The 19,283-nt window shown below is 73.5% G+C and carries 18 protein-coding genes and 2 pseudogenes; 14 read left to right on the forward strand and 6 right to left on the reverse strand.

Annotated elements, in window-relative coordinates:
- The first annotated feature begins 47 nt into the window (after positions 1-47).
- From ABEA77_RS15130 to ABEA77_RS15155, 6 genes and pseudogenes are all read left to right on the forward strand, one after another.
- Positions 48-1,763 carry an ABC transporter ATP-binding protein gene (locus tag ABEA77_RS15130; protein WP_425588279.1) on the forward strand — a complete coding sequence of 572 codons (1,716 nt, stop codon included), beginning with the start codon at positions 48-50 and terminating at the stop codon, positions 1,761-1,763.
- Positions 1,760-2,893, forward strand: coding sequence for an ABC transporter permease (locus ABEA77_RS15135; RefSeq protein WP_345646746.1), 1,134 nt, complete (start codon positions 1,760-1,762; stop codon positions 2,891-2,893). Before ABEA77_RS15130 ends, ABEA77_RS15135 begins: the two co-directional genes overlap by 4 nt.
- Positions 2,890-4,185, forward strand: coding sequence for an ABC transporter permease (locus ABEA77_RS15140; protein WP_345646749.1), 1,296 nt, complete (start codon positions 2,890-2,892; stop codon positions 4,183-4,185). Before ABEA77_RS15135 ends, ABEA77_RS15140 begins: the two co-directional genes overlap by 4 nt.
- Positions 4,182-4,574: pseudogene (locus tag ABEA77_RS15145) on the forward strand (cytidine deaminase); the annotation flags it as partial. The gene ABEA77_RS15140 and the pseudogene ABEA77_RS15145, both read left to right, overlap by 4 nt.
- A 95-nt stretch (positions 4,575-4,669) precedes the next feature.
- Entirely contained in the window at positions 4,670-5,947 is a 1,278-nt protein-coding gene (locus ABEA77_RS15150) for a thymidine phosphorylase (RefSeq protein ID WP_345646989.1), read from the forward strand.
- Positions 5,948-6,075: 128 nt separating this feature from the next.
- A complete protein-coding gene (locus ABEA77_RS15155) occupies positions 6,076-6,666 on the forward strand; it encodes a Uma2 family endonuclease (RefSeq protein ID WP_345646752.1) in 591 nt (196 codons plus the stop codon).
- A gap of 11 nt (positions 6,667-6,677) precedes the next feature.
- On the opposite strand, the pseudogene ABEA77_RS15160 reads toward ABEA77_RS15155, so the two are convergent.
- Positions 6,678-7,210 (reverse strand): annotated as a pseudogene (locus ABEA77_RS15160) (sigma factor).
- Between the two features lie 119 nt (positions 7,211-7,329).
- Positions 7,330-8,586 (reverse strand): MFS transporter, encoded by a 1,257-nt coding sequence (locus ABEA77_RS15165; RefSeq protein ID WP_345646755.1) that lies wholly within the window; start codon positions 8,584-8,586, stop codon positions 7,330-7,332.
- A 63-nt stretch (positions 8,587-8,649) separates the two neighbouring features.
- Between ABEA77_RS15165 and ABEA77_RS15170 the strand changes: the two genes are divergently transcribed.
- A complete protein-coding gene (locus ABEA77_RS15170) occupies positions 8,650-9,642 on the forward strand; it encodes a LysR family transcriptional regulator (protein WP_345646758.1) in 993 nt (330 codons plus the stop codon).
- A gap of 209 nt (positions 9,643-9,851) precedes the next feature.
- Here the strand turns inward: ABEA77_RS15170 and ABEA77_RS15175 are convergent, their stop codons facing one another.
- Entirely contained in the window at positions 9,852-10,727 is an 876-nt protein-coding gene (locus tag ABEA77_RS15175) for a SigE family RNA polymerase sigma factor (RefSeq protein WP_345646760.1), read from the reverse strand.
- Positions 10,728-10,960: 233 nt separating this feature from the next.
- Here ABEA77_RS15175 and afsQ1 point away from each other — a divergent pair, with 233 nt between their 5' ends.
- The 5 genes from afsQ1 to ABEA77_RS15200 all read left to right on the forward strand — a co-directional run bounded on the left by afsQ1 (position 10,961) and on the right by ABEA77_RS15200 (position 15,169).
- Positions 10,961-11,638, forward strand: a complete 678-nt coding sequence (gene afsQ1, locus ABEA77_RS15180; protein WP_345646763.1) for a two-component system response regulator AfsQ1 — start codon at positions 10,961-10,963, stop codon at positions 11,636-11,638.
- A gap of 139 nt (positions 11,639-11,777) precedes the next feature.
- A complete protein-coding gene (locus ABEA77_RS15185; protein WP_345646992.1) occupies positions 11,778-13,439 on the forward strand; it encodes an ATP-binding protein in 1,662 nt (553 codons plus the stop codon).
- Positions 13,436-14,086 carry a hypothetical protein gene (locus tag ABEA77_RS15190; protein WP_345646766.1) on the forward strand — a complete coding sequence of 217 codons (651 nt, stop codon included), beginning with the start codon at positions 13,436-13,438 and terminating at the stop codon, positions 14,084-14,086. The genes ABEA77_RS15185 and ABEA77_RS15190 overlap by 4 nt, the downstream gene beginning before the upstream one ends.
- A 174-nt stretch (positions 14,087-14,260) precedes the next feature.
- Positions 14,261-14,869 carry a VanZ family protein gene (locus ABEA77_RS15195; RefSeq protein WP_345646769.1) on the forward strand — a complete coding sequence of 203 codons (609 nt, stop codon included), beginning with the start codon at positions 14,261-14,263 and terminating at the stop codon, positions 14,867-14,869.
- A gap of 96 nt (positions 14,870-14,965) precedes the next feature.
- Positions 14,966-15,169, forward strand: a complete 204-nt coding sequence (locus ABEA77_RS15200) for a PspC domain-containing protein (RefSeq protein ID WP_345646771.1) — start codon at positions 14,966-14,968, stop codon at positions 15,167-15,169.
- A 254-nt stretch (positions 15,170-15,423) separates the two neighbouring features.
- On the opposite strand, the gene ABEA77_RS15205 is transcribed toward ABEA77_RS15200, so the two are convergent.
- On the reverse strand, positions 15,424-15,765 hold the full coding sequence (locus ABEA77_RS15205; RefSeq protein WP_345646774.1) for an ATP-binding protein: 342 nt from the start codon (positions 15,763-15,765) through the stop codon (positions 15,424-15,426).
- A 147-nt stretch (positions 15,766-15,912) separates the two neighbouring features.
- Positions 15,913-17,055, reverse strand: coding sequence for an adenosine deaminase (locus ABEA77_RS15210; protein ID WP_345646777.1), 1,143 nt, complete (start codon positions 17,053-17,055; stop codon positions 15,913-15,915).
- A 114-nt stretch (positions 17,056-17,169) separates the two neighbouring features.
- On the opposite strand from ABEA77_RS15210, the gene ABEA77_RS15215 reads away from it, so the two are divergent.
- Complete coding sequence (locus tag ABEA77_RS15215; protein ID WP_345646780.1) at positions 17,170-17,973, forward strand: alpha/beta hydrolase; 804 nt, start codon at positions 17,170-17,172, stop codon at positions 17,971-17,973.
- Between the two features lie 42 nt (positions 17,974-18,015).
- Here ABEA77_RS15215 and ABEA77_RS15220 read toward each other — a convergent pair whose 3' ends face one another.
- Complete coding sequence (locus ABEA77_RS15220; protein ID WP_345646783.1) at positions 18,016-18,687, reverse strand: ATP-binding protein; 672 nt, start codon at positions 18,685-18,687, stop codon at positions 18,016-18,018.
- Positions 18,688-18,854: 167 nt separating this feature from the next.
- Between ABEA77_RS15220 and ABEA77_RS15225 the strand changes: the two genes are divergently transcribed.
- Entirely contained in the window at positions 18,855-19,253 is a 399-nt protein-coding gene (locus tag ABEA77_RS15225) for a hypothetical protein (protein WP_345646786.1), read from the forward strand.
- The last annotated feature ends 30 nt before the right edge of the window (positions 19,254-19,283 follow it).

Genomic DNA, 19,283 nt, shown 5'->3' on the forward strand with positions numbered 1-19,283 from the left:
ACACGCACCCCCGCCCCACCCCTCCTTACCTCCGAGGAGAGTGCGCCATCAACGCGTCAAGCCCTCCCACTCCCCAAGGCCCGCCCGGCACCCCTGCCGAGACCGGGGCCCCCGCGGTCCGCCTGCGCGGCATCACCAAGCGGTTCCCCGGCGTCGTCGCCAACAGCGACATCGACATCACCGTCCGCAGGGGCACCGTCCACGCCCTCTGCGGCGAGAACGGCGCCGGCAAGTCCACCCTGATGAAGATCCTCTACGGCATGCAGAAGCCGGACGAGGGCACCATCACGATCGACGGCACCGATGTCTCCTTCGCCGGCCCCGCGGACGCCATCGCCCGCGGCATCGGCATGGTCCACCAGCACTTCATGCTCGCGGACAACCTCACCGTGCTGGAGAACGTCGTCCTCGGCAGCGAGAAGCTGTACGGCATCCGCGCCCGCGCCCGCGCCAGGATCCGGGAGATCTCCGACGCGTACGGCCTGGGCGTGCGCCCCGACGCCCTCGTCGAGGAACTCGGCGTCGCCGACCGGCAGCGGGTCGAGATCCTCAAGGTCCTCTACCGCGGCGCCCGCACGCTCATCCTGGACGAGCCCACCGCCGTCCTCGTGCCGCAGGAGGTCGACGCCCTCTTCGACAACCTGCGCGGACTCACGTCCGAGGGACTCACCGTCATCTTCATCTCGCACAAGCTCGGCGAGGTGCTCTCCGTCGCCGACGAGATCACCGTGATCCGCCGCGGCACCACCGTCGGCACGGCCGACCCCCGTACGACCACCTCGCGGCAGCTCGCCGAGCTGATGGTCGGCAGCGAACTGCCCTCGCCCGAGACCCGCGAGTCCACCGTCACCGACGTGCCCGCCCTGCGCGTCAGCGGGCTGCGGCTGACCGCCACCGACTCCGACGGCGTGGTACGCGAGGTGCTCGGCGGCATCGACTTCACGATCCACCAGGGCGAGGTGCTCGGCATAGCCGGCGTCGAGGGCAACGGCCAGGCAGAACTGGTCGAGACTGTCATGGGGATGCGCACCCCGGACTCCGGCACGGTCGTCCTCGCCGGCGAGGACATCTCCACCGTCCCGACCCGCAGGCGCCGCGAGAGCGGCATCGGCTACATCCCCGAGGACCGCCACCGGCACGGGCTGCTGCTCGAAGCGCCCCTGTGGGAGAACCGCATCCTCGGCCACGTCACCGAGACCCCCAACTCGCGCCGCGGCCTGCTCGACGGCCGCGCAGCCCGGCTCGACACCGAGCGGATCGTCCAGGAGTACGACGTCCGCACGCCCGGCATCGACGTCACCGCGGCGTCCCTGTCCGGCGGCAACCAGCAGAAGCTGATCGTCGGCCGCGAGATGAGCCACCACCCCAAGCTGCTGATCGCCGCGCACCCCACCCGCGGCGTCGACGTCGGCGCGCAGGCCCAGATCTGGGACCAGATCAGACAGGCGCGCCGCGAGGGGCTGGCGGTGCTGCTGATCTCCGCCGACCTCGACGAGCTGATCGGCCTGTCCGACACACTCCGGGTGATGTACCGCGGCCGACTGGTCGCCGACGCCGACCCGGCCACCATCACCCCGGAGGAGCTGGGCTCCGCGATGACCGGCGCCGCAAGCGGCCACCTCGACCACGAGAACCACGAGAACCACGAGAACCGCGCTGATCGGTCAGCCCCCGGCACCCCGGCCCCCGGCGCCGAGACGCGCGGCGCCGAGACGCGCGGCGCCGCGGCCCAGGCCGCACCGGAAGGCGGCGAGGACGCATGAACAAGCTGACCGCCCGCATCGACAAGGAGCGGCTGCTCCTCGCGCTCGCGGCCCCCGTGCTCGCCGTCGTCGCGGCCCTCGTGGTGACCGCGCTGGTCATCCTCGCCACCGGCAAGAACCCGTTCGAGGCGTTCAACGACATGCTGTCGTACGGCTCGGCGAGCGACAGCCAGATCTACATCCTGAACAAGGCGACCACGTACTACCTCGCGGGCGTGGCCGTCGCCGTCGGCTTCCGGATGAACCTCTTCAACATCGGCGTCGACGGCCAGTACCGCATCGCGGCCTTCTTCGCCGCGGTCGTCGGCGGCGCCCTGCACCTGCCGGGGCCCCTCCAGATCATCGTGATCATCCTGGTCGCGATGGTCGTCGGCGCCATGTGGTCGGGCATCGCCGGCATCCTCAAGACCTCGCGCGGGGTCAGCGAGGTCATCTCCACGATCATGCTCAACTCGATCGCGACCGCCGTCATCGCGTACCTCCTGCAACCCGGCAAGCTCGGGCAGCTGGACGACGCCGGCACGCTCGTGTCGACCAGGAACCTGCCGAAGGCCGCGTGGTTCTTCACCTTCCACGCGGGCCCCGCAGGCGACCTGTGGGGCTTCATCGTGATCGCCGCGCTGGTCGGCGTCGCCTACTGGTTCGTGCTCGGCCGCACCCGCTTCGGCTTCGACCTGCGCACGGTCGGCCAGTCCGAGAGCGCGGCCGAGGCCAGCGGCGTCGGCGTCAAGAAGATGGTCGTCACCAGCATGGTCATCTCCGGCGCCGTCGCGGGCCTCGTCGGCATGCCGACCCTGCTCAACGACAGCCACGCCTTCAGCAACGACTTCCCGCTCGGCGTCGGCTTCACCGGCATCGCCATCGCCCTGCTCGGCCGCAACAACCCCGTCGGCATCGCCATCGCCTCGCTGCTGTGGGGCTACCTGGAACGCACCACGGGACACCTCGAACTCATCGGCTACGACAAGGAGATCCTCGGCGTCATCCAGGGCGTGATCGTCCTGTGCGTCGTCATCGCCTACGAACTCGTGCGCCGCTTCGGCCTGCGCCGCCAGCAGCAGCGCGTCGGAGCCGAACTCGCCGCCCAGGCGGCCGCAGCCACCGACGAGAAGCTGGAGGTGGCGCGATGACCGCCACGACCACCGCCACCACCCCGCCGCCCGCCGCGCCCAAGGCCCCCGGCAGCCCCCGGGCGGGCCGCGGCAGGCTCTCCCCGGGGAAGATCCTGCTGATCGTCGTGTGCGCGCTCGTCCTCGTCTCGGCCGTGCGCATCCTCACCGGCGCGCAGCAACTGGACTCCGAGGGCCAGATCGCCGCGGCGCTCGGCCTCGCCGTGCCCATCGGCATGGCCGGACTCGCGGGCCTGTGGTCCGAGCGCGCGGGCATCGTCAACATCGGCCTCGAAGGCATGATGATCCTCGGCACCTTCGGCGCGGGCTGGATCGGCTGGCAGTCGAGCCCCTGGCTCGGGCTGCTCGCGGGGGTCGCGTTCGGCGTGCTCGGCGGGCTGCTGCACGCCGTCGTCACCGTCACCTTCGGCGTCGACCACATCGTCTCCGGCGTCGCCATCACCCTGCTCGCGCAGGGCGTCACGCAGTACCTCGCGAAGCTGTTCTTCAACCACGGAAGCGCCCTCGACAAGGGTGGCAATCCCAAGCAGTCGCCGCCCGTCGACTCACTGCCGCAGTTCACCGTGCCGGGCGTCTCCAGCGGGCTCAACTCCGTGGCGGGCCACCACTGGTTCCTCGTCTCCGACCTCGCGGGCATCGTCGGTGGGATCTTCACCAACCTGTCGGTGCTGACGATCCTCGCCGCCGCGCTGTTCGTCGCGACCTGGCTGGTGCTCTGGCGCACCTCCTTCGGGCTGCGGCTGCGGTCCGTGGGCGAGAACCCGGTCGCCGCCGAGTCGCTCGGCGTCAACGTCTACTCGTACAAGTACATCGGCGTGGCGATCTCCGGCGGGCTCGCCGGGTTCGGCGGCGCGTTCCTCGCCATGGTCTCCTCGCACTTCTACCTGGAGGGCCAGACCGGCGGGCGCGGCTACATCGGCCTCGCGGCGATGATCTTCGGCAACTGGCGTCCTGGCGGGCTCGCCATGGGCGCGGGCCTGTTCGGCTTCTCCGACGCGCTCCAGCTGCGCAACGGCGGCGACACCGTGCACGCGCTGCTTCTGCTGCTGGTGGTGCTGCTGGTACTGCTGGGCGCATGGAAGGCGTACAAGAAGGCGGCGGTCCAGGCGATCGCGAGCGGGGCCATGGCCGCGCTGATCCTGGTGTGGTACCTCCTGACGGACTCGGTGCCCGACGACTTCGTCGGCGCGACGCCGTACGTGGTGACCCTGCTGGTCCTCTCCCTGTCGGCGCAGCGCCTGCGGATGCCGAAGGCGGACGGCCTCAGGTACCGCAAGGGCCAGGGGTCGTGACGCCGCCCGCCGCGCCCGACTGGGCGGCGCTGCGGGCGGCCGCGCGCGCGGCGATGTCGCACGCGTACGCGCCCTACTCGCGCTACCCGGTCGGCGCGGCGGCGCTGGTCGACGACGGCCGCACGGTCACCGGCTGCAACGTCGAGAACGCCTCGTACGGCGTCGGGCTGTGCGCCGAGTGCGGCCTCGTCTCCGCGCTCCAGCTCTCGGGCGGCGGCCGCCTCACGCACTTCACCTGCGTCGACGGCACCGGTGATGTGCTGGTGCCGTGCGGCAGGTGCCGCCAGCTGCTGTACGAGTTCGGCGGGCCCGCGCTCGTCCTCGACACCCCGGACGGGCTCCGCACCCTCGACGAGATGCTGCCGCAGGCCTTCGGCCCCGGGCACCTCGCGGAACAGGGCGGAGGCCGGGCGCGGGACGACGACTCTTCGAAAGACACGAACACCGCGAAGAACCCGAAGGACCCGAACCAGAAATGAGTGACATGGACGTCATCTCCGTGATCCGCACCAAGCGCGACAAGGGCGAGCTGACCCCGGAACAGATCGACTGGGTGATCGACGCGTACACGCGCGGCGCGGTCGCGGACGAGCAGATGTCCGCGCTGGCGATGGCGATCCTGCTCAACGGCATGAACCGGGCCGAGATCGCACGCTGGACGGCCGCGATGATCGCTTCCGGCGAGCGCATGGACTTCTCCGGGCTCGCCCGCCCCACCGCGGACAAGCACTCCACGGGCGGCGTCGGCGACAAGATCACCCTGCCGCTCGCACCGCTCGTCGCCGCCTGCGGCGCGGCCGTCCCGCAGCTCAGCGGCCGGGGCCTCGGCCACACCGGCGGCACCCTCGACAAGCTGGAGTCCGTGCCCGGCTGGCGCGCCTCGCTCAGCACCGAGGAGATGCTGCGCGTCCTCGACACGACGGGCGCGGTCGTCTGCGCCGCGGGCGACGGGCTCGCCCCCGCCGACAAGAAGCTCTACGCGCTGCGCGACGTCACCGGCACCGTCGAGGCCATCCCGCTGATCGCCTCCTCGATCATGTCCAAGAAGATCGCCGAGGGCACGGGCTCCCTCGTCCTCGACGTGAAGGTCGGCTCGGGCGCCTTCATGAAGACGGTCCAGGACGCCCGCGAACTCGCGTCGACCATGGTCGGCCTCGGCACCGACCACGGCGTAAGGACCGTCGCCCTGCTCACCGACATGGCCACCCCGCTCGGCCTGACCGCGGGCAACGCGCTCGAAGTGCGCGAGTCCGTCGAGGTCCTCGCGGGCGGCGGCCCCGCCGACGTGGTCGAGCTGACGCTCGCACTCGCCCGCGAGATGCTCGACGCGGCGGGCCTGCCGGACGCCGACCCGGAGAAGGCGCTGGCGGGCGGCGCCGCGATGGACGTGTGGCGTCGCATGATCGCCGCGCAGGGCGGCGACCCGGACGCGCCCCTGCCCGCCGCCCGCGAACAGCACGTCGTCACCGCGCCCGCCACCGGCGTTCTGACCCGGCTCGACGCGTACGACGTCGGCGTCGCCGCCTGGCGCCTCGGCGCGGGCCGCGCCCGCAAGGAGGACCCCGTCCAGGCGGGCGCCGGCGTCGAACTCCACGCCAAGCCGGGCGATCCCGTCACCGAGGGGCAGCCCCTCCTCACCCTCCACACCGACACCCCCGACCGCTTCGCCTACGCCGCGCAGGCCCTGGCCACCGCGTACGACGTGGCCGCCCCTGGCACTCCGTACGAGCGCGGCCCGGTCGTCCTGGAACGCATCGCCTGAGCGGCGTGGAGCTGCGAAGCTCAGCCACAGGCATATGCCCATGACACGCACGGGTGAACGGTGCCGGTAGACCCGTGCCGTTCCTCTTCGGCATGCTGGGATGGGTGATGACCGACAAGGAGACCGCCATGAGCGCACTCGCTGCCGAGCCCTACGCCCTGACCGGGCAGGGCTGGGGCGACACCGTCCGGCTCTGGGAGAGCACGGACGCACCTGAGGGCTGCAAGGTGGAGATCATCGAGGGAATCGTCACCGTGGCACCACCGCCGTCCAGCGACCACAACCTGATTGCCGACCTCGTCCAGGAAGTCCTGTACGCGGTAAAGCCGAAGGACTGGGGGGTGTATCAGACCCAGGGCCTGACGGTGCCGTCGAAGAAGGGGCTCTACATCCCTGATCTCGTCGTGATGGACAGGGCCGACTTGGCGGGCCGCCGGAGCTCCATCCCCGCCGACCGCGCCGAACTCGTCGTGGAGATCACCTCCGAGGCCAACGCCAACCACGACCGCGTCGCGAAGGTCCGCGGCTACGCGGCCGCCGGGGTGCCGCTCTACCTGCTGCTCGACTCCTGGCACTCGGCGCGGCCGACCTTCACGCTCTACGGGGAGCCCGAGGACGGCACGTACCGCACCCTCCTCACCGGTGAGTTCGGGGAGAGGCTGACACTGCCGGAGCCGTTCGACTGCGACATCGACACCTCCGCCTTCCCCGTCCCCTGACGGTGGCGCCTTCAGCGGGCAGGGAGGCGTAGGGGGAGGTCGAAGAGGGAGAAGAGGCGAGGGGTGTCGAGGAAGGCGGTGATGGCGGTGACGCGCCCCGACTCGATCTCCAGGAGCATCAGGGCCCACGTGGTGTGTCCCGCGCCGTCGTCGGCCGCGTGGTAGTGGGCGAAGGCGGGGGTGCCGTTCGCCGTGAGGGGGAGCGGGCGGGAGCCGCGGCAGACCGAGCCCACGCCCTGGAACCAGCCCACGATGTCCGCGTGGCCGCGCAGCCACAGGTCGTACAGGGGCGTGGAGAGCGTGGCGTCCTCGCGCGGCAGCGCCGTCAGCGCCTCCATGTCGTACGCCTCGAAGGCCCGCACCCAGCGAGCGACGACCTGCCCTCGAAGCGCCCGAGGCCGCGCCAGGCCCGCACCATCGTGTTCTGCACCGCGTCCCCGGCCTCGAACGGTGAGCCGCGCATGCGGTAGCAGTAGCCGGTCAGCTCCCTGCGGTGCCGCTCAAGCCGCTCGTCCAGGCCCCGCGTCGTCACCGTCTCCGGCATGGGGCACCCCGCCGGCCCCGTGGCACCCGGTCGGTGCCTCTGCCTTCGGAAGCTACCGCAGCCCACTGACAATCGCGCACCGCGCCGGAAGCGCAGACCTCGCGGGCAGGAGAGCCGCCTCAGCGGCCCGGCGCCCCCGCGGCCCCCGCGTGCCGGGCGGCGCGGCGGGCCGCGGCGGTGCCGTACAGCGTCAGGCCCGCGACGCCCGCCATCGCGACCAGGCCCATGGCGACCGTCGCGGCCCACCCGGCCGAGTGGAAGGCGGCGGCGCCGGCCGCGCCGCCCGCGCTGCTGCCCAGGTAGTACGCCGCCTGGTACAGCGCGGACGCCTGCGCCCGCCCGTGCGTCGCCGTGCGGCTCACCGAGGAGGACGCCACCGCGTGGCCCGTGAAGAAGCCGGCCGTGATGAGCACGAGGCCCGCGACGACCGCGGCGAGCGAGTCCACCAGCGTCACCAGCAGCCCGGCGGCCGTGGTGGACAGCGCCGCGTACAGCGCGCCGCGCCGGCCCAGCACCGCCACCACCCGGCCGGAGGACGCCGAGGCGAACGTGCCGATCAGGTACACCACGAACACCGACCCCGCGATGCCCTGCGGCAGGCTGAACGGCGCGCCTGTCAGCCGGTAGCCGATCACCGTGTAGACGCCGCCGAAGACGACCATGAACAGCGCGCCGATCCCGTACAGGCGCAGCAGCAGCGGGTCGGCGAGGTGCCCGCCCACGGTGCGGGCGAAGGCACGCGGCGACAGCGGGCGCGGGGTGAAGTGGTGCGCGGCGGGCACCATCACCCGGAACACCAGCGCGCAGGCCACGGCGGCGACACCGACCGCGAGCAGCGCCGCGCGCCACCCCCAGGCCTGGGAGATCCAGCCGGTGAAGATCCGGCCGCTCATGCCGCCGATGCTGTTGCCCGCGACGAACAGGCCGATCGCCGACACCAGCGCGCGCCCTTCCACCTCCTCGGCGAGGAACGCCATCGCGGAGGCGGGCAGCCCGGCAAGCGCCGCGCCCTGCACGGCGCGCAGCACGACGAGAAGCGCGAGGTTCGGCGCGAACGGCACCGCGAGCCCCACCGCGACCGCCACCACGAGCGACGCGGTCATCATCGAGCGCCGCCCGAACCGCTCGGAGAGCGCGCTCAGCGGCACGACCGCCACGGCGAGCCCGCCGGTCGCCGCGGCGACCGTCCAGCTCGCGTCCGCGGGGGAGACGCGCAGTCCGTCGGAGATCGCGGGCAGCAGCGCCTGCGTCGAGTACAGCAGCCCGAACGTCGCGATCCCCGCGACGAACAGCGCCAGGCTCAGCCGCCGGTAACCGGGGCGGCCGGGGGACAGGAGTGCGGGCGCCGAGGGCGCCGTCGTACTGACGGTGGCCATGCCACGACCGTACGAACACCCCGCCTGATGCGTCCAATGCATCAGTCGGCGACAATCGTTCCCATGGTGCATGAACCGAGGTCCGAGCGGTGGACCACACCCGGAAGTGACGAGAACCGCACCGGCCCGCGCGCAGCGCCCGCCCCGTACGCCCCCGGCCTGGCCCGCGTCCTCGCCCCGCGGCTCGCCCACTTCGCACTGGTCGCCCGGCACGAACACGTCACGAGGGCCGCACTCGACGCCGGCGTCCCGCAGTCCACCCTGTCCCGCGCCGTCGTCCGGCTCGAACGCGACCTGGGCGTGCCCCTCTTCGACCGCAGGGGCCGCACCGTGGCGCTGACCCGCGCGGGCCGTTCGTTCCTCACCGCGGTGGAGGCCGCGCTCGCCGACGTCGAGCGCGCCGCCGAGTCCGTACGGGCCGACGCGGACCCCGCCTCGGGCAAGGTCGCCTTCGGCTTCCTGCACACCATGGGCTCGGAGACCGTGCCCGGCCTGCTGCGCGCGTTCCGCGCCGACCACCCGCGCATCAGGTTCCAGCTCGTCCAGACCTACGGCGAGGCGATGCTTGAGCGGCTGCGCGCGGGCGAACTCGACCTCTGCCTCACCTCGCCCGTGCCCGACGAGCCCGGCCTTGTCGCCCGCAGGCTCGACGAGCAGCGGCTGCGTCTCGTCGTGCCCGAGGACCACCGGCTCGCCCGCCGCAGGCGCGTACGGCTCGCGGAGGCCGCCGACGAGGAGTTCGTGACCCTGGAGCCGGGCTTCGGGCTGCGCCGCATCACCGACGACCTGTGCGCGCGGGCCGGCTTCCGGCCGCGCGTCGCCTTCGAGGGCGAGGAGGCCGAGACCCTGCGAGGCCTGGTCGCCGCGGGCCTCGGCGTCGCGCTGCTGCCCCCGCCGGCCTTCGCGCGCCCCGGCGTCGTGGAACTGACGGTCACCGCGCCACGCGCCGCCCGCGAGATCGGCGTCGCCTGGCTCGAAGGCCACCACGACACACCCCCCGTGGCCGCCTTCAAACGGTTCCTCCTCTCCCGGAGAAACCTCCTCACCGCGCCCTGACGCCGCCGTGGCCGGGTGCGCACGGGCGGAGCCGGACAGGACCCCCTGGCCTGTCCGGCTCCGTGTTCTTTCCCTGCGGGGTCCCCCGTGGCCCCCGCCCCCCTCGGTGGCCGGTCCGGCCCGTTTCCGAGTGCGGTGCCGCCCCCACGACGGCGCCGCGTTCCCCCGGTCCCCGTTTATTCGGGCCCCCGTGCCTTCTGGCGTGTCGGTCAGGCGACCAGTTCGCCGAAGGACTCCTCGTGGTCGCGGCCCTGGCTGAGGGCCTCGTCGTCGCGCAGGCGGCGCAGGCAACGCCAGATGCTCGACTTCACCGTGCCGACGCTGATGCCGAGGATGTCGGCGATCTCCGGGTCGGTGCGGCCCTCGTAGTACCGCAGCACCAGCATGGTGCGCTGGGTCTCCGGCAGTCGCGCCAGCGCCTGCCAGAGCACCGCGCGCAGTTCGGTGCCGCTCATCGCGTCCGTACCCGCCGCCGTCTCCGGCAGCTCCTCCGTCGGGTACTCGCTGAGCTTGCGCCTGCGCCACGCGCTGATGTGCAGGTTGGTCATCGTCCTGCGCAGGTAGCCGCCGAGCGCGGCCTTGTCGCTGATCCGGTCCCAGGCGCGGTAGGTGGAGAACAGCGCGCTCTGGAGCAGGTCCTCCGCCTCGTACCGGTCGCCGGTCAGGTGGTAGGCCGCCGCGTACAGGGAGGCCCGCCGCTCCCTGACGTACGCGGTGAACGCCGCGTCGTCCGCGCCGCCCGCGCGGGCCGTGTCCGTGCGCTTCAGGTCCGCACGGTCCGTGCCCCCCGCCAGCACGGCGACGGCCTCGGCGCGGCCGGCCTGGGCGCGTACGGCGGACTCCCGCGGACGCCCCCCGGCCTCCGCGGGCCTCCCGTACGGAGCGGGAACCGTCCCCGTGCCCCCCGTGAACACGGAGACGGAGTCGGCGTCGTGCCCCACCGCCGCCCGGTGTGACGGCTTGTACGGGCGCCCGGCGGCGCGCACGCACCCCCGTCCGCCCACACCACCCGGCTTCTCCGTGGCCCCCAGGTCGTGCAGACGCGTGACGACCGCGCCCGCAGCCGTCTCGTGCAGTGCGTCCATCGCGCGCCTCCCTCGGTCGGAGCCTCGTTTCCCTTGCGCCGACGAGCTTGCCGAACCCACTTCATCGCGCTGTCCTGCGAGTGTCACAGAGCTGTCACAGGGGACGACGCGCCCTCGTGGCGTGCGGCGCACGGCGGCGGAAACGTGCCGAACCGGCCGTATGCCGCGGGCCCCCGGGGCTTCGCACGCGGGACGGTCGAACTGGGACGCCCGCATGGTTCAGAATGACCCTCGTGCCTTTCCTGTTGCTGATCGAGGACGACGACGCCATCCGCACGGCTCTCGAACTCTCGCTGTCACGCCAGGGCCACCGGGTGGCCACCGCGGCGACGGGAGAGGACGGCCTGAAACTGCTCAAGGAGCAGCGGCCCGACCTGATCGTGCTGGACGTGATGCTGCCCGGCATCGACGGTTTCGAGGTGTGCAGGCGCATCCGGCGCACGGACCAGCTGCCGATCATCCTGCTCACCGCGCGCAGCGACGACATCGACGTGGTCGTCGGCCTGGAGTCGGGCGCCGACGACTACGTCGTCAAGCCCGTGCAGGGCCGGGTGCTCGACGCCCGCATCCGCGCCGTGCTGCGCCGCGGCGAGCGCGAGGCCACCGACTCCGCGACGTTCGGCAGCCTCGTCATCGACCGCTCCGCGATGACCGTCACCAAGAACGGCGAGGACCTCCAGCTCACCCCGACCGAGCTGCGGCTGCTGCTCGAACTGAGCAGGCGGCCCGGACAGGCCCTGTCGAGGCAGCAGTTGCTCAGGCTGGTGTGGGAGCACGACTACCTCGGCGACTCGCGGCTCGTGGACGCCTGCGTGCAGCGGCTGCGCGCCAAGGTCGAGGACGTACCGGGGTCACCGACCCTGATCCGCACCGTGCGCGGTGTCGGATACCGGTTGGACGCCCCCGCGTGAGGCCCGGGCACGGCAGGTGAGGGACGACGACGCCCGCGAGGGCGCACAGCGCACGGACCGGGGGCACACGGACCGGGAGCGCACGGAGCGCGGGGCCGCGGAAGAACCGGCGGGGCGGCGCCCCTTCGGCCGCCTCGGCCTGCGCTGGGGCAGCCTGCGGCTGCGCCTCGCGCTGGTCTTCGGCGCGGTCGCGCTGACCGCCGCGGTCTCCGCCTCCGGCATCGCGTACTGGATCAACCGCGAGGCGGTGCTGACCCGCACGCAGGACGCCACGCTGGGCGACTTCCGCCAGCAGATGCAGAGCCGCGCGGCCGACCTGCCCGCCCGGCCGAGCGCGACCGAACTGCGGGATGCGGCACGGCAGATGGCGGCCGACGGTACCGCGTACGACGTGCTGCTCACGGCCACGGGCAAGGACGGCCGCCCGCTCAGCGGCGCCTCTGATCCGGGCGCCTTCACCCTCTCCGACGTGCCGGCCCGGCTGCGCTCCGCGGTGGGTGAGAAGCAGCGGGTCTCGGCCGCCAACAAGTACCCGTACCACCTGTTCTGGCAGCGCGTCGACCGTGACGGCACGCCCTACCTGGTCGGCGGCGCGCATATCGAAGGCGGCGACCTGACCGGCTACCTGTTCAAGTCGCTGGCGCAGGAGCGCGCCGACCTCGACTCGCTCGCCTGGTCGCTGGGGATCGCCGCGGTGATCGCGCTGGTGGGCGCCGCGCTGATCGCCCAGGTCGCGGCCCGTACGGTACTCAAGCCCGTGCAGCGGCTCGGCGAGGCGGCGCGCAGGCTCGGCGAGGGCAGGTTCGAGACGCGGCTGCGCGTCACCGGCACCGACGAACTCGCCGATCTTTCACGGACGTTCAACAACGCCGCCGCCTCGCTGCAGAAGAAGGTCGAGGACATGAGCGCGCGGGAGGAGTCGAGCCGCCGCTTCGTCGCCGACATGTCCCACGAACTGCGCACGCCGCTCACCGCGTTGACCGCGGTGACCGAGGTGCTCGAAGAGGAGGCCGACAGCCTCGACCCGATGATCGCGCCCGCCGTGACGCTGGTGGTCAGCGAGACCCGCAGGCTCGGCGACCTGGTGGAGAACCTGATGGAGGTGACCCGCTTCGACGCGGGCACCGCCCGGCTGGTGCTGGACGACGTGGACGTCGCCGACCAGGTCACCGCCTGCCTCGACGCGCGCGCCTGGCTCGACGCCGTCGAACTCGACGCGGAGCGCGGCATCGTGGCCCGGCTCGATCCGCGCAGGCTCGACGTGATCCTGGCGAACCTCATCGGCAACGCCCTCAAGCACGGCGGCGCGGGCGTGCGGGTCTCGGTGCGCACCGAGCGGGCGGCCGGGGACGGCGAGGACCTGGTGATCGCCGTGCGCGACCACGGCCCCGGCATCCCGGAAGAGGTGCTGCCGCACGTCTTCGACCGGTTCTACAAGGCGTCCGCCTCCCGGCCGCGCTCGGACGGCAGCGGCCTCGGCCTCTCCATCGCCATGGAGAACGCGCACATCCACGGCGGCACCATCACCGCGTCCAACGTGCCGGACGGCGACGGCGCCATGTTCGTGCTCAGGCTGCCGCGCGGCGGCCCGCGCGCGACCGGGGAACAGGACCGCGACGGGTCCGGGCCCCGGGGTCGCGACGGATCAGCGCGGCAGGACCCCGACGAGGGCGAGGAGCCCGGCGGGGGCGAGGGCCGCGGCACCGGGCCCGCCGGGGAGGCGCGCGCCGGTTCCGCAGGGCCCGGCGGGGCCTTGGGAGGCGAGGACGACGGCGGTACGGACGGGGACCGGGAGCGGTGAGCGGCGCCCGAGGCCCCCGCGGGCGCCGCACGGCGGCGCTCGCCTGCGCCGCCCTGTGCGCGGCGCTGCTCGCGGCGTGCGGTGTGCGCACCACGTCCGTGCCGGTCGACGCGGGCGCCGCCCCGTCCAGGTCGCCCTGCGAGGCGGGCGGCAAGGGCGTGGTCACCCGGTCAGACCCGGGCAGCGTGCCGGTGCGGGTCTACCTGGTGTGCGCGTCGGGGCTCGTCCCCGTGGAGCGCGCGGTGCCGCTGTCCGACCGTTCCCCCGGCACGTCCGAGGAACGCGTGCCGTTCGCGCAGGCCCTGCTCGACGCGTTGGCGGCGAGGCCGTCCGCGGACGAGCGCCGGGCCGGGTTCAGCACGTCCGTGGACGCGCGACTGCTGGTCACGGCGGGCCGGGCGGGCGATCCCGCGGGCACGCTGCGGCTCTCCGCCGGGCCCGACGGCCTGCCGGCCACGGCGCTCGCCCAGGTCGTGTGCACCCTCGCGGAGAACGACACGGACGGCGGTGCCACCGCGGGCGGCGCGGCACGGGTCCTGCTCGCCGGGCCGGGCGAGCAGGACCCGCCGCGCGCCTACGGCTGCGACCCCGGAGTGAAGGCGGACCCCGACGCCCCGCTGCCCGCGGCGAGCCCGTCCGCCTCCTGAGACCCCGTCCTTCCGTGCGCGGGGCGGGACCGGCGCGGGTTGTACGGCGAGGGAGTGACGCTGCTCTCACGGGGAACCGGGCGCGCACGCCCGGACGTCTAGGGGATCGTGCGTCACGGTACGGGCGGCAACGCCGCCATCCGCCTGCGAACGGCGGGAGCCCTCCTCCTCCTCATGCATCTGCTGATCGTGGGGTGGCTGACGCTGAGACCCGTCGACGCGCCCTGGGTGACCGCGGCCAACCTGCGCCCGCTCGCCGGGATCAGGGCCGACTTCGCGGCCGGTGCCGCGCACGGCGTGCGCAGCGTCGCCGAGGGCCTCGCGCTGCTCGCGCCCGCCGGGGTGCTGCTGCCCGTGGTCAGCGGCCGGCTCTGGGTCTCCCCGTGGGCCTCGCTCGTCAGGACGGCCGGCGCGGGCCTGCTGGTCTCGCTCGCCATCGAGCTCCTGCAGACCGGCGTGCCGGGCCGGGTGCTCGACATCGACTCGCTGATCCTCAACACGCTCGGCGTGGCGCTCGCGCACGCCCTCGTCGTACCGCTCGGGCGGGCCAGGCTCCGGCGGGCCCTGCGGGCGTCCGCCGCGGCGCGGGGCGCGGAGTCCGGGCCGCGGTCGCCCGCGGGGCCGCGGCCGGACCCCGGCGCCCTCGGCGCCGGCCAGGTCAACGGATACGCGTACGGCGTGCTCGACCCGAGGGCCGACGTGTACGACCCGGACGCGGTCCCTGAGGGGGACGCCCCCGAGGGGCCCACCCCGACGATTCCCAGGGTCGGGCTCGCTCCGTAGGGCGACGCGCGGAAAGCGGGTACCCGGCGAGCATGGAGTCATCGGGAACCGACCGGCACGGCGGTTCCCCCGACGCTCTCGTGAAGGAGCCCCACCATGGCCGGTGCACTCGTCCGCCCGCGCGACGGACGCATGATCGGTGGAGTGTGCGCAGCGCTGGCACGGCGCTTCGGCACCTCCGCGACGACGATGCGCGTGATCTTCCTGGTCTCCTGCCTGCTGCCCGGCCCGCAGTTCCTGGTCTACCTGGCGCTGTGGGTGCTGCTGCCCGGAGAGAAGTCCGCACGGGCCGCCTGGTAGCCCGGGGGGCCGCAGCCGCCCGGTGAGCCGCGTGGCCTGAGCACGACAGGTGGCTCGCGCGGGTCCGGGGGCCGGCGGGTGGCTCGCGCGGGTCCGGCGGCCGGCGGGTGGCGCGCGCGGGTCCGGGGGCCGGCCGGGTCCGTGAAACGTGGCGCGGGGCGCACCCCGGGGTTACCGGGGTGCGCCCCGTCGTGCCGTCCGGGGCCGGCCGGCACGGGCGCGGCGGCCGGGCCGGCCGCCGGGTGTCGCCGAGATCAGCCGCCGAGGCCGTTGACCGGGAGGCCGTTCTGGAGGCCGTTGACCGGCAGGCCGCCGAGCAACGAGCCGACCGGGTTGGCCGCCTTGACGGCCTGGAGGACCGGGGGAGCGGCCTCGTTCACGGCGGTCGAGGCGGAGCGGGTCGCGGTCAGCGTGTCGTTGCCCGCGTTCGGCAGCTCCTTGACGACCTGGTCCACCGGCAGCTTGTTGACGGTGTCGAGTGCCTTGCCGGTGTCGGGGAGGGGGCCGACGGCGGCGGAGGCGGTGCCGGCCGCGGTGGCGGCGAAGGCGGCACCGAGCACGGCGGCGCCGAGGGTCTTGGCGGCTGACCTGTTCATCTGAGATTTCGTCCTTGGGGGTGTGGAAAAACGAGCGGCTCTGCAACCTAGCCAGCGCGGCTCGCCGCCCGCAAATATCCCGTGGCTTTCCTTATGCGTGTCCCAGCGGATGGACGGAAAGGTGTGATGGACGTACTCGGTGGAGAACTAGCTGGTCACGGCTGTCTGTCGGAACAGCCATTCGGATTTCAGTTCGGCGTATCCGGGCTTGATGACGTCATTGATCATGGCCAGTCGTTCATCGAAAGGAATGAATGCTGATTTCATCGCATTGACCGTGAACCACTGCATGTCGTCGAGGCCGTAGCCAAAGGTCTCCACCAGCGCGCCGAATTCGCGGCTCATGCTCGTGCCCGACATGAGGCGGTTGTCCGTGTTGACGGTGGCGCGGAAGTGCAGCCTGCGCAGCAGGCCGATCGGGTGCTCCGCGTACGAGGCGGCGGCGCCCGTCTGGAGGTTGGAGCTCGGGCACAGTTCGAGCGGGACGCGCTTGTCGCGCACATAGGCGGCGAGCCGCCCCAGCCTCACCGTGCCGTCGTCGGCGACCTCGATGTCGTCGATGATGCGCACGCCGTGGCCGAGGCGGTCAGCGCCGCACCACTGGAGCGCCTGCCAGATCGACGGCAGGCCGAACGCCTCGCCCGCGTGGATCGTGAAGTGGTTGTTCTCGCGCTTGAGGTACTCGAAGGCGTCCAGGTGCCGGGTGGGCGGGAAGCCCGCCTCCGCACCCGCGATGTCGAAGCCGACGACGCCCGAGTCCCGGTGGGAGTTGGCCAGTTCGGCGATCTCCAGGGCGCGCGCCGCGTGCCGCATCGCGGTCAGCAGGGCGCCGACCCTGATGCGGTGGCCGTTCGCCCGGGCGCGCCGCTCGCCCTCCCTGAAGCCCTCGTCGACCGCCTCGACCACCTCGTCCAGGGTCAGGCCGCCCTCCAGGTGCTGCTCCGGCGCGTACCGCACCTCGGCGTAGACGACGCCGTCCTCCGCCAGGTCCTCCGCGCACTCGGCGGCCACCCGGAACAGCGCGTCGCGTGACTGCATGACGGCACAGGTGTGCGCGAACGTCTCCAGATAGCGTTCGAGCGACCCGGAGTCGGCCGCCTCGCGGAACCAGGTGCCGAGCCGGTCGGCGTCCTGCTCGGGCAGGCCCGCGTAGCCCGCGTCCCGCGCGAGATCCACCACCGTGCCGGGCCGCAGCCCGCCGTCCAGGTGGTCGTGCAGCAGCACTTTGGGGGCGCGGCGGATCTGGTCCGCGCTGGGCAGTGGAGGGCTCTGACCGGATGGGCTCGTCATCCGTCCAATCTAACGCCTACGCGCGTAGAGCGGGCGTCCGCGCGCAGGTGTCGATACGTAACAGTGACCGCGCGGAAGGGGGGAGTCGACGCGCGCTTCTGACAGTGTTCTGCCATGGGACATCAGGCAGGCCAGGGTGCAACGGAGCGCCCGCAGCAACCAGAACGCGAAGGGACCGGCCCACTGCCCAGGCTGGGGCGGCCCGTCGCCCCGCCCCCCGCGGGCGTCCCCACGGGCGGCGTCGTCCTGGTACTCCCCGATGGCGCGCAGGCCTCGACGCGCCGCCCCTCGCCGCTCGCCAGGGCCGCCGTCGCGCCCTTCGCCAGGTCCCTCGCCAGGGCGGGCGCCCGCGAGGGTGTGCAGGTCCACGTGGTGCGCTACCGCTACGGCGGCTGGAACGGCCGGGACGCCGCGCTCGGCGCCGACGCGGCCTGGGCCGCCTCCGAGGTGGTACGGCGGTACGGGGACGTGCCGGTGTGCCTCGCGGGCTTCGGCATGGGCGGCCGGGCCGCGCTGCGGGCGGCCGGCCACGCGGCCGTCAACTCCGCGCTGGCGGTGGCCCCCTGGCTGCCCGAGGACGACATCGCGGCGCCCGAGGAGCCGGTGCGGCAGCTGGTCGGGCGGCAGGTCCTGATCGTGCACGGCACCAACGACCGGCGCACCGACCCCGAGTTGTCGTTCCGGCTGGCCGAACGTGCCAAGAAGGCCAACCGCGACACCTGCCGCTTCGAGGTCCACTCCGACGGCCACGCGCTGCGCCACCACTCCCGCGAAGTCATCGCCCTTGGCAAGGACTTCGCACTTGGCGCGCTGCTCTCCCGGCCCTACGCGCGCCCGGTGGAGGACGCCCTCGCGGCGCCGCCGCCGCTCGGCCTGCGGATGCCGCTCGCCGCGGGGTTCGGCAAGACGCTGACCTGACCGCGGGACAGCTGACCTGGCCGCGCCCACCCAGGGCGCCGCCTACCGCGCCGTGCGGTCCGCAGCACCGGGGGCCGGGGCCCGGCGCGGGGCGGGCGGCGCCGAGGCGGCGGCGAGAGCCGCGTCCACCCGGGCCAGCGCCTCCGGCCTCGCGCACGCGTACGCGCCGAGCGCGACCTGCCCCGCCACGATGCCCCGCTCGGCGCGCATCAGCCGCCACCCCCTGCGCAGCAGGAAAAGCACCGACTTGCGGCCCTCCCGCAGGTCCCGCAGCAGGCGCCGCCTGAACGTCGTCGAGGGCCGGCCGCGCAGGCACAACGCGTCGGCCAGCACGCCCCGCTCGCGGCAGCGCACGATGATCTGCGCCGCGAAGATGCCCTCCGCGACGAACAACGGCGCCTCGCCGAGGGAGAGTTCACCGGTGCCCGTGCGGGAGCTAGTCGCGATGTCGTACACCGGCACGGCCGTGCGGCCCGTCGCGTACAGCTCGCACACGGCGGCCACCGCCGCGTCGGCGTCCCACGAGCCGGGCGCGTCCCAGTCGATGTCGGCGCTGCCCGGCACCAGCGGCAGCGTCGGGTCGTCGCCCTCCTTGTAGAAGTCGTCGAGCCGCAGCACCGGCAGGCCGGTACGGGCCGCAAGGGACGACTTGCCCGACCCTGAGGGCCCCGCGAGCAGGAGGACGGGCGTCGGGCGGCGGTGGGGATGCGTCACAGAACACCAGTGTGAGGCATGCACCCGGGCAGGGGACCCCCGGGGACGGCCCGGGTCCGTACCGGCGGAAGAGGTGGTGGCCCACCCGTCCGGGCAATTACTGTACGCACCGGAAGCACCACGCACAGAGACACCGCAACACAGACCCCGCAGTGGAACGGAACCCCATGGCACGTCACGCAGCCCCCTCCTCCTCCCGCCGCACGCTGCTGCGCGCGGGCCTGACCGTCACCGCAGCGGGCGCCGCGCTCGGGCTCGGCGGCGCGGCGGCCCAGGCGGCGGACGCCCAGGACGCGGGCGTCCAGCAGGGCGCGCAGGCCACGGCGCAGGCCCTGACGGGCGGCCTCGGCACCGCGGTCACCGAGGGCGTCACGAAGCCCGTCACCAACCTCCAGATCGACCCGCTCGCAGGCACCGGCGTCGACCCGCTGGACAACGGCGTCGGCACCCAGGTCGCGGACTTCAAGCCGCTCTCCACCACCGCGCTCACCGACCCGGTCACCCACGGCGGCGCGCTCGCCACCCTCCCGGTGACCGGGCAGGTCACGAGCCTGCTGGGCGGCTGAGCCGCCCAGCAGGCCGGGCGCACCGGGCGA

Origin of the sequence: Streptomyces tremellae (assembly GCF_039540215.1) — a bacterium.
In the GTDB taxonomy this organism is placed as follows: Bacteria; Actinomycetota; Actinomycetes; order Streptomycetales; family Streptomycetaceae; genus Streptomyces; species Streptomyces tremellae.

Coding starts and splice junctions, on each gene's coding strand:
- ABEA77_RS15135 (WP_345646746.1), top strand. CDS start 1,760: ATGAACAAGCTGACCGCCCGCATCGACAAGGAGCGGCTGCTCCTCGCG.
- ABEA77_RS15140 (WP_345646749.1), top strand. CDS start 2,890: ATGACCGCCACGACCACCGCCACCACCCCGCCGCCCGCCGCGCCCAAG.
- ABEA77_RS15150 (WP_345646989.1), top strand. CDS start 4,670: ATGGACGTCATCTCCGTGATCCGCACCAAGCGCGACAAGGGCGAGCTG.
- ABEA77_RS15155 (WP_345646752.1), top strand. CDS start 6,076: ATGAGCGCACTCGCTGCCGAGCCCTACGCCCTGACCGGGCAGGGCTGG.
- ABEA77_RS15165 (WP_345646755.1), bottom strand. CDS start 8,586: ATGGCCACCGTCAGTACGACGGCGCCCTCGGCGCCCGCACTCCTGTCC.
- ABEA77_RS15170 (WP_345646758.1), top strand. CDS start 8,650: ATGGTGCATGAACCGAGGTCCGAGCGGTGGACCACACCCGGAAGTGAC.
- ABEA77_RS15175 (WP_345646760.1), bottom strand. CDS start 10,727: ATGGACGCACTGCACGAGACGGCTGCGGGCGCGGTCGTCACGCGTCTG.
- ABEA77_RS15195 (WP_345646769.1), top strand. CDS start 14,261: ATGCATCTGCTGATCGTGGGGTGGCTGACGCTGAGACCCGTCGACGCG.
- ABEA77_RS15200 (WP_345646771.1), top strand. CDS start 14,966: ATGGCCGGTGCACTCGTCCGCCCGCGCGACGGACGCATGATCGGTGGA.
- ABEA77_RS15205 (WP_345646774.1), bottom strand. CDS start 15,765: ATGAACAGGTCAGCCGCCAAGACCCTCGGCGCCGCCGTGCTCGGTGCC.
- ABEA77_RS15210 (WP_345646777.1), bottom strand. CDS start 17,055: ATGACGAGCCCATCCGGTCAGAGCCCTCCACTGCCCAGCGCGGACCAG.
- ABEA77_RS15215 (WP_345646780.1), top strand. CDS start 17,170: ATGGGACATCAGGCAGGCCAGGGTGCAACGGAGCGCCCGCAGCAACCA.
- ABEA77_RS15225 (WP_345646786.1), top strand. CDS start 18,855: ATGGCACGTCACGCAGCCCCCTCCTCCTCCCGCCGCACGCTGCTGCGC.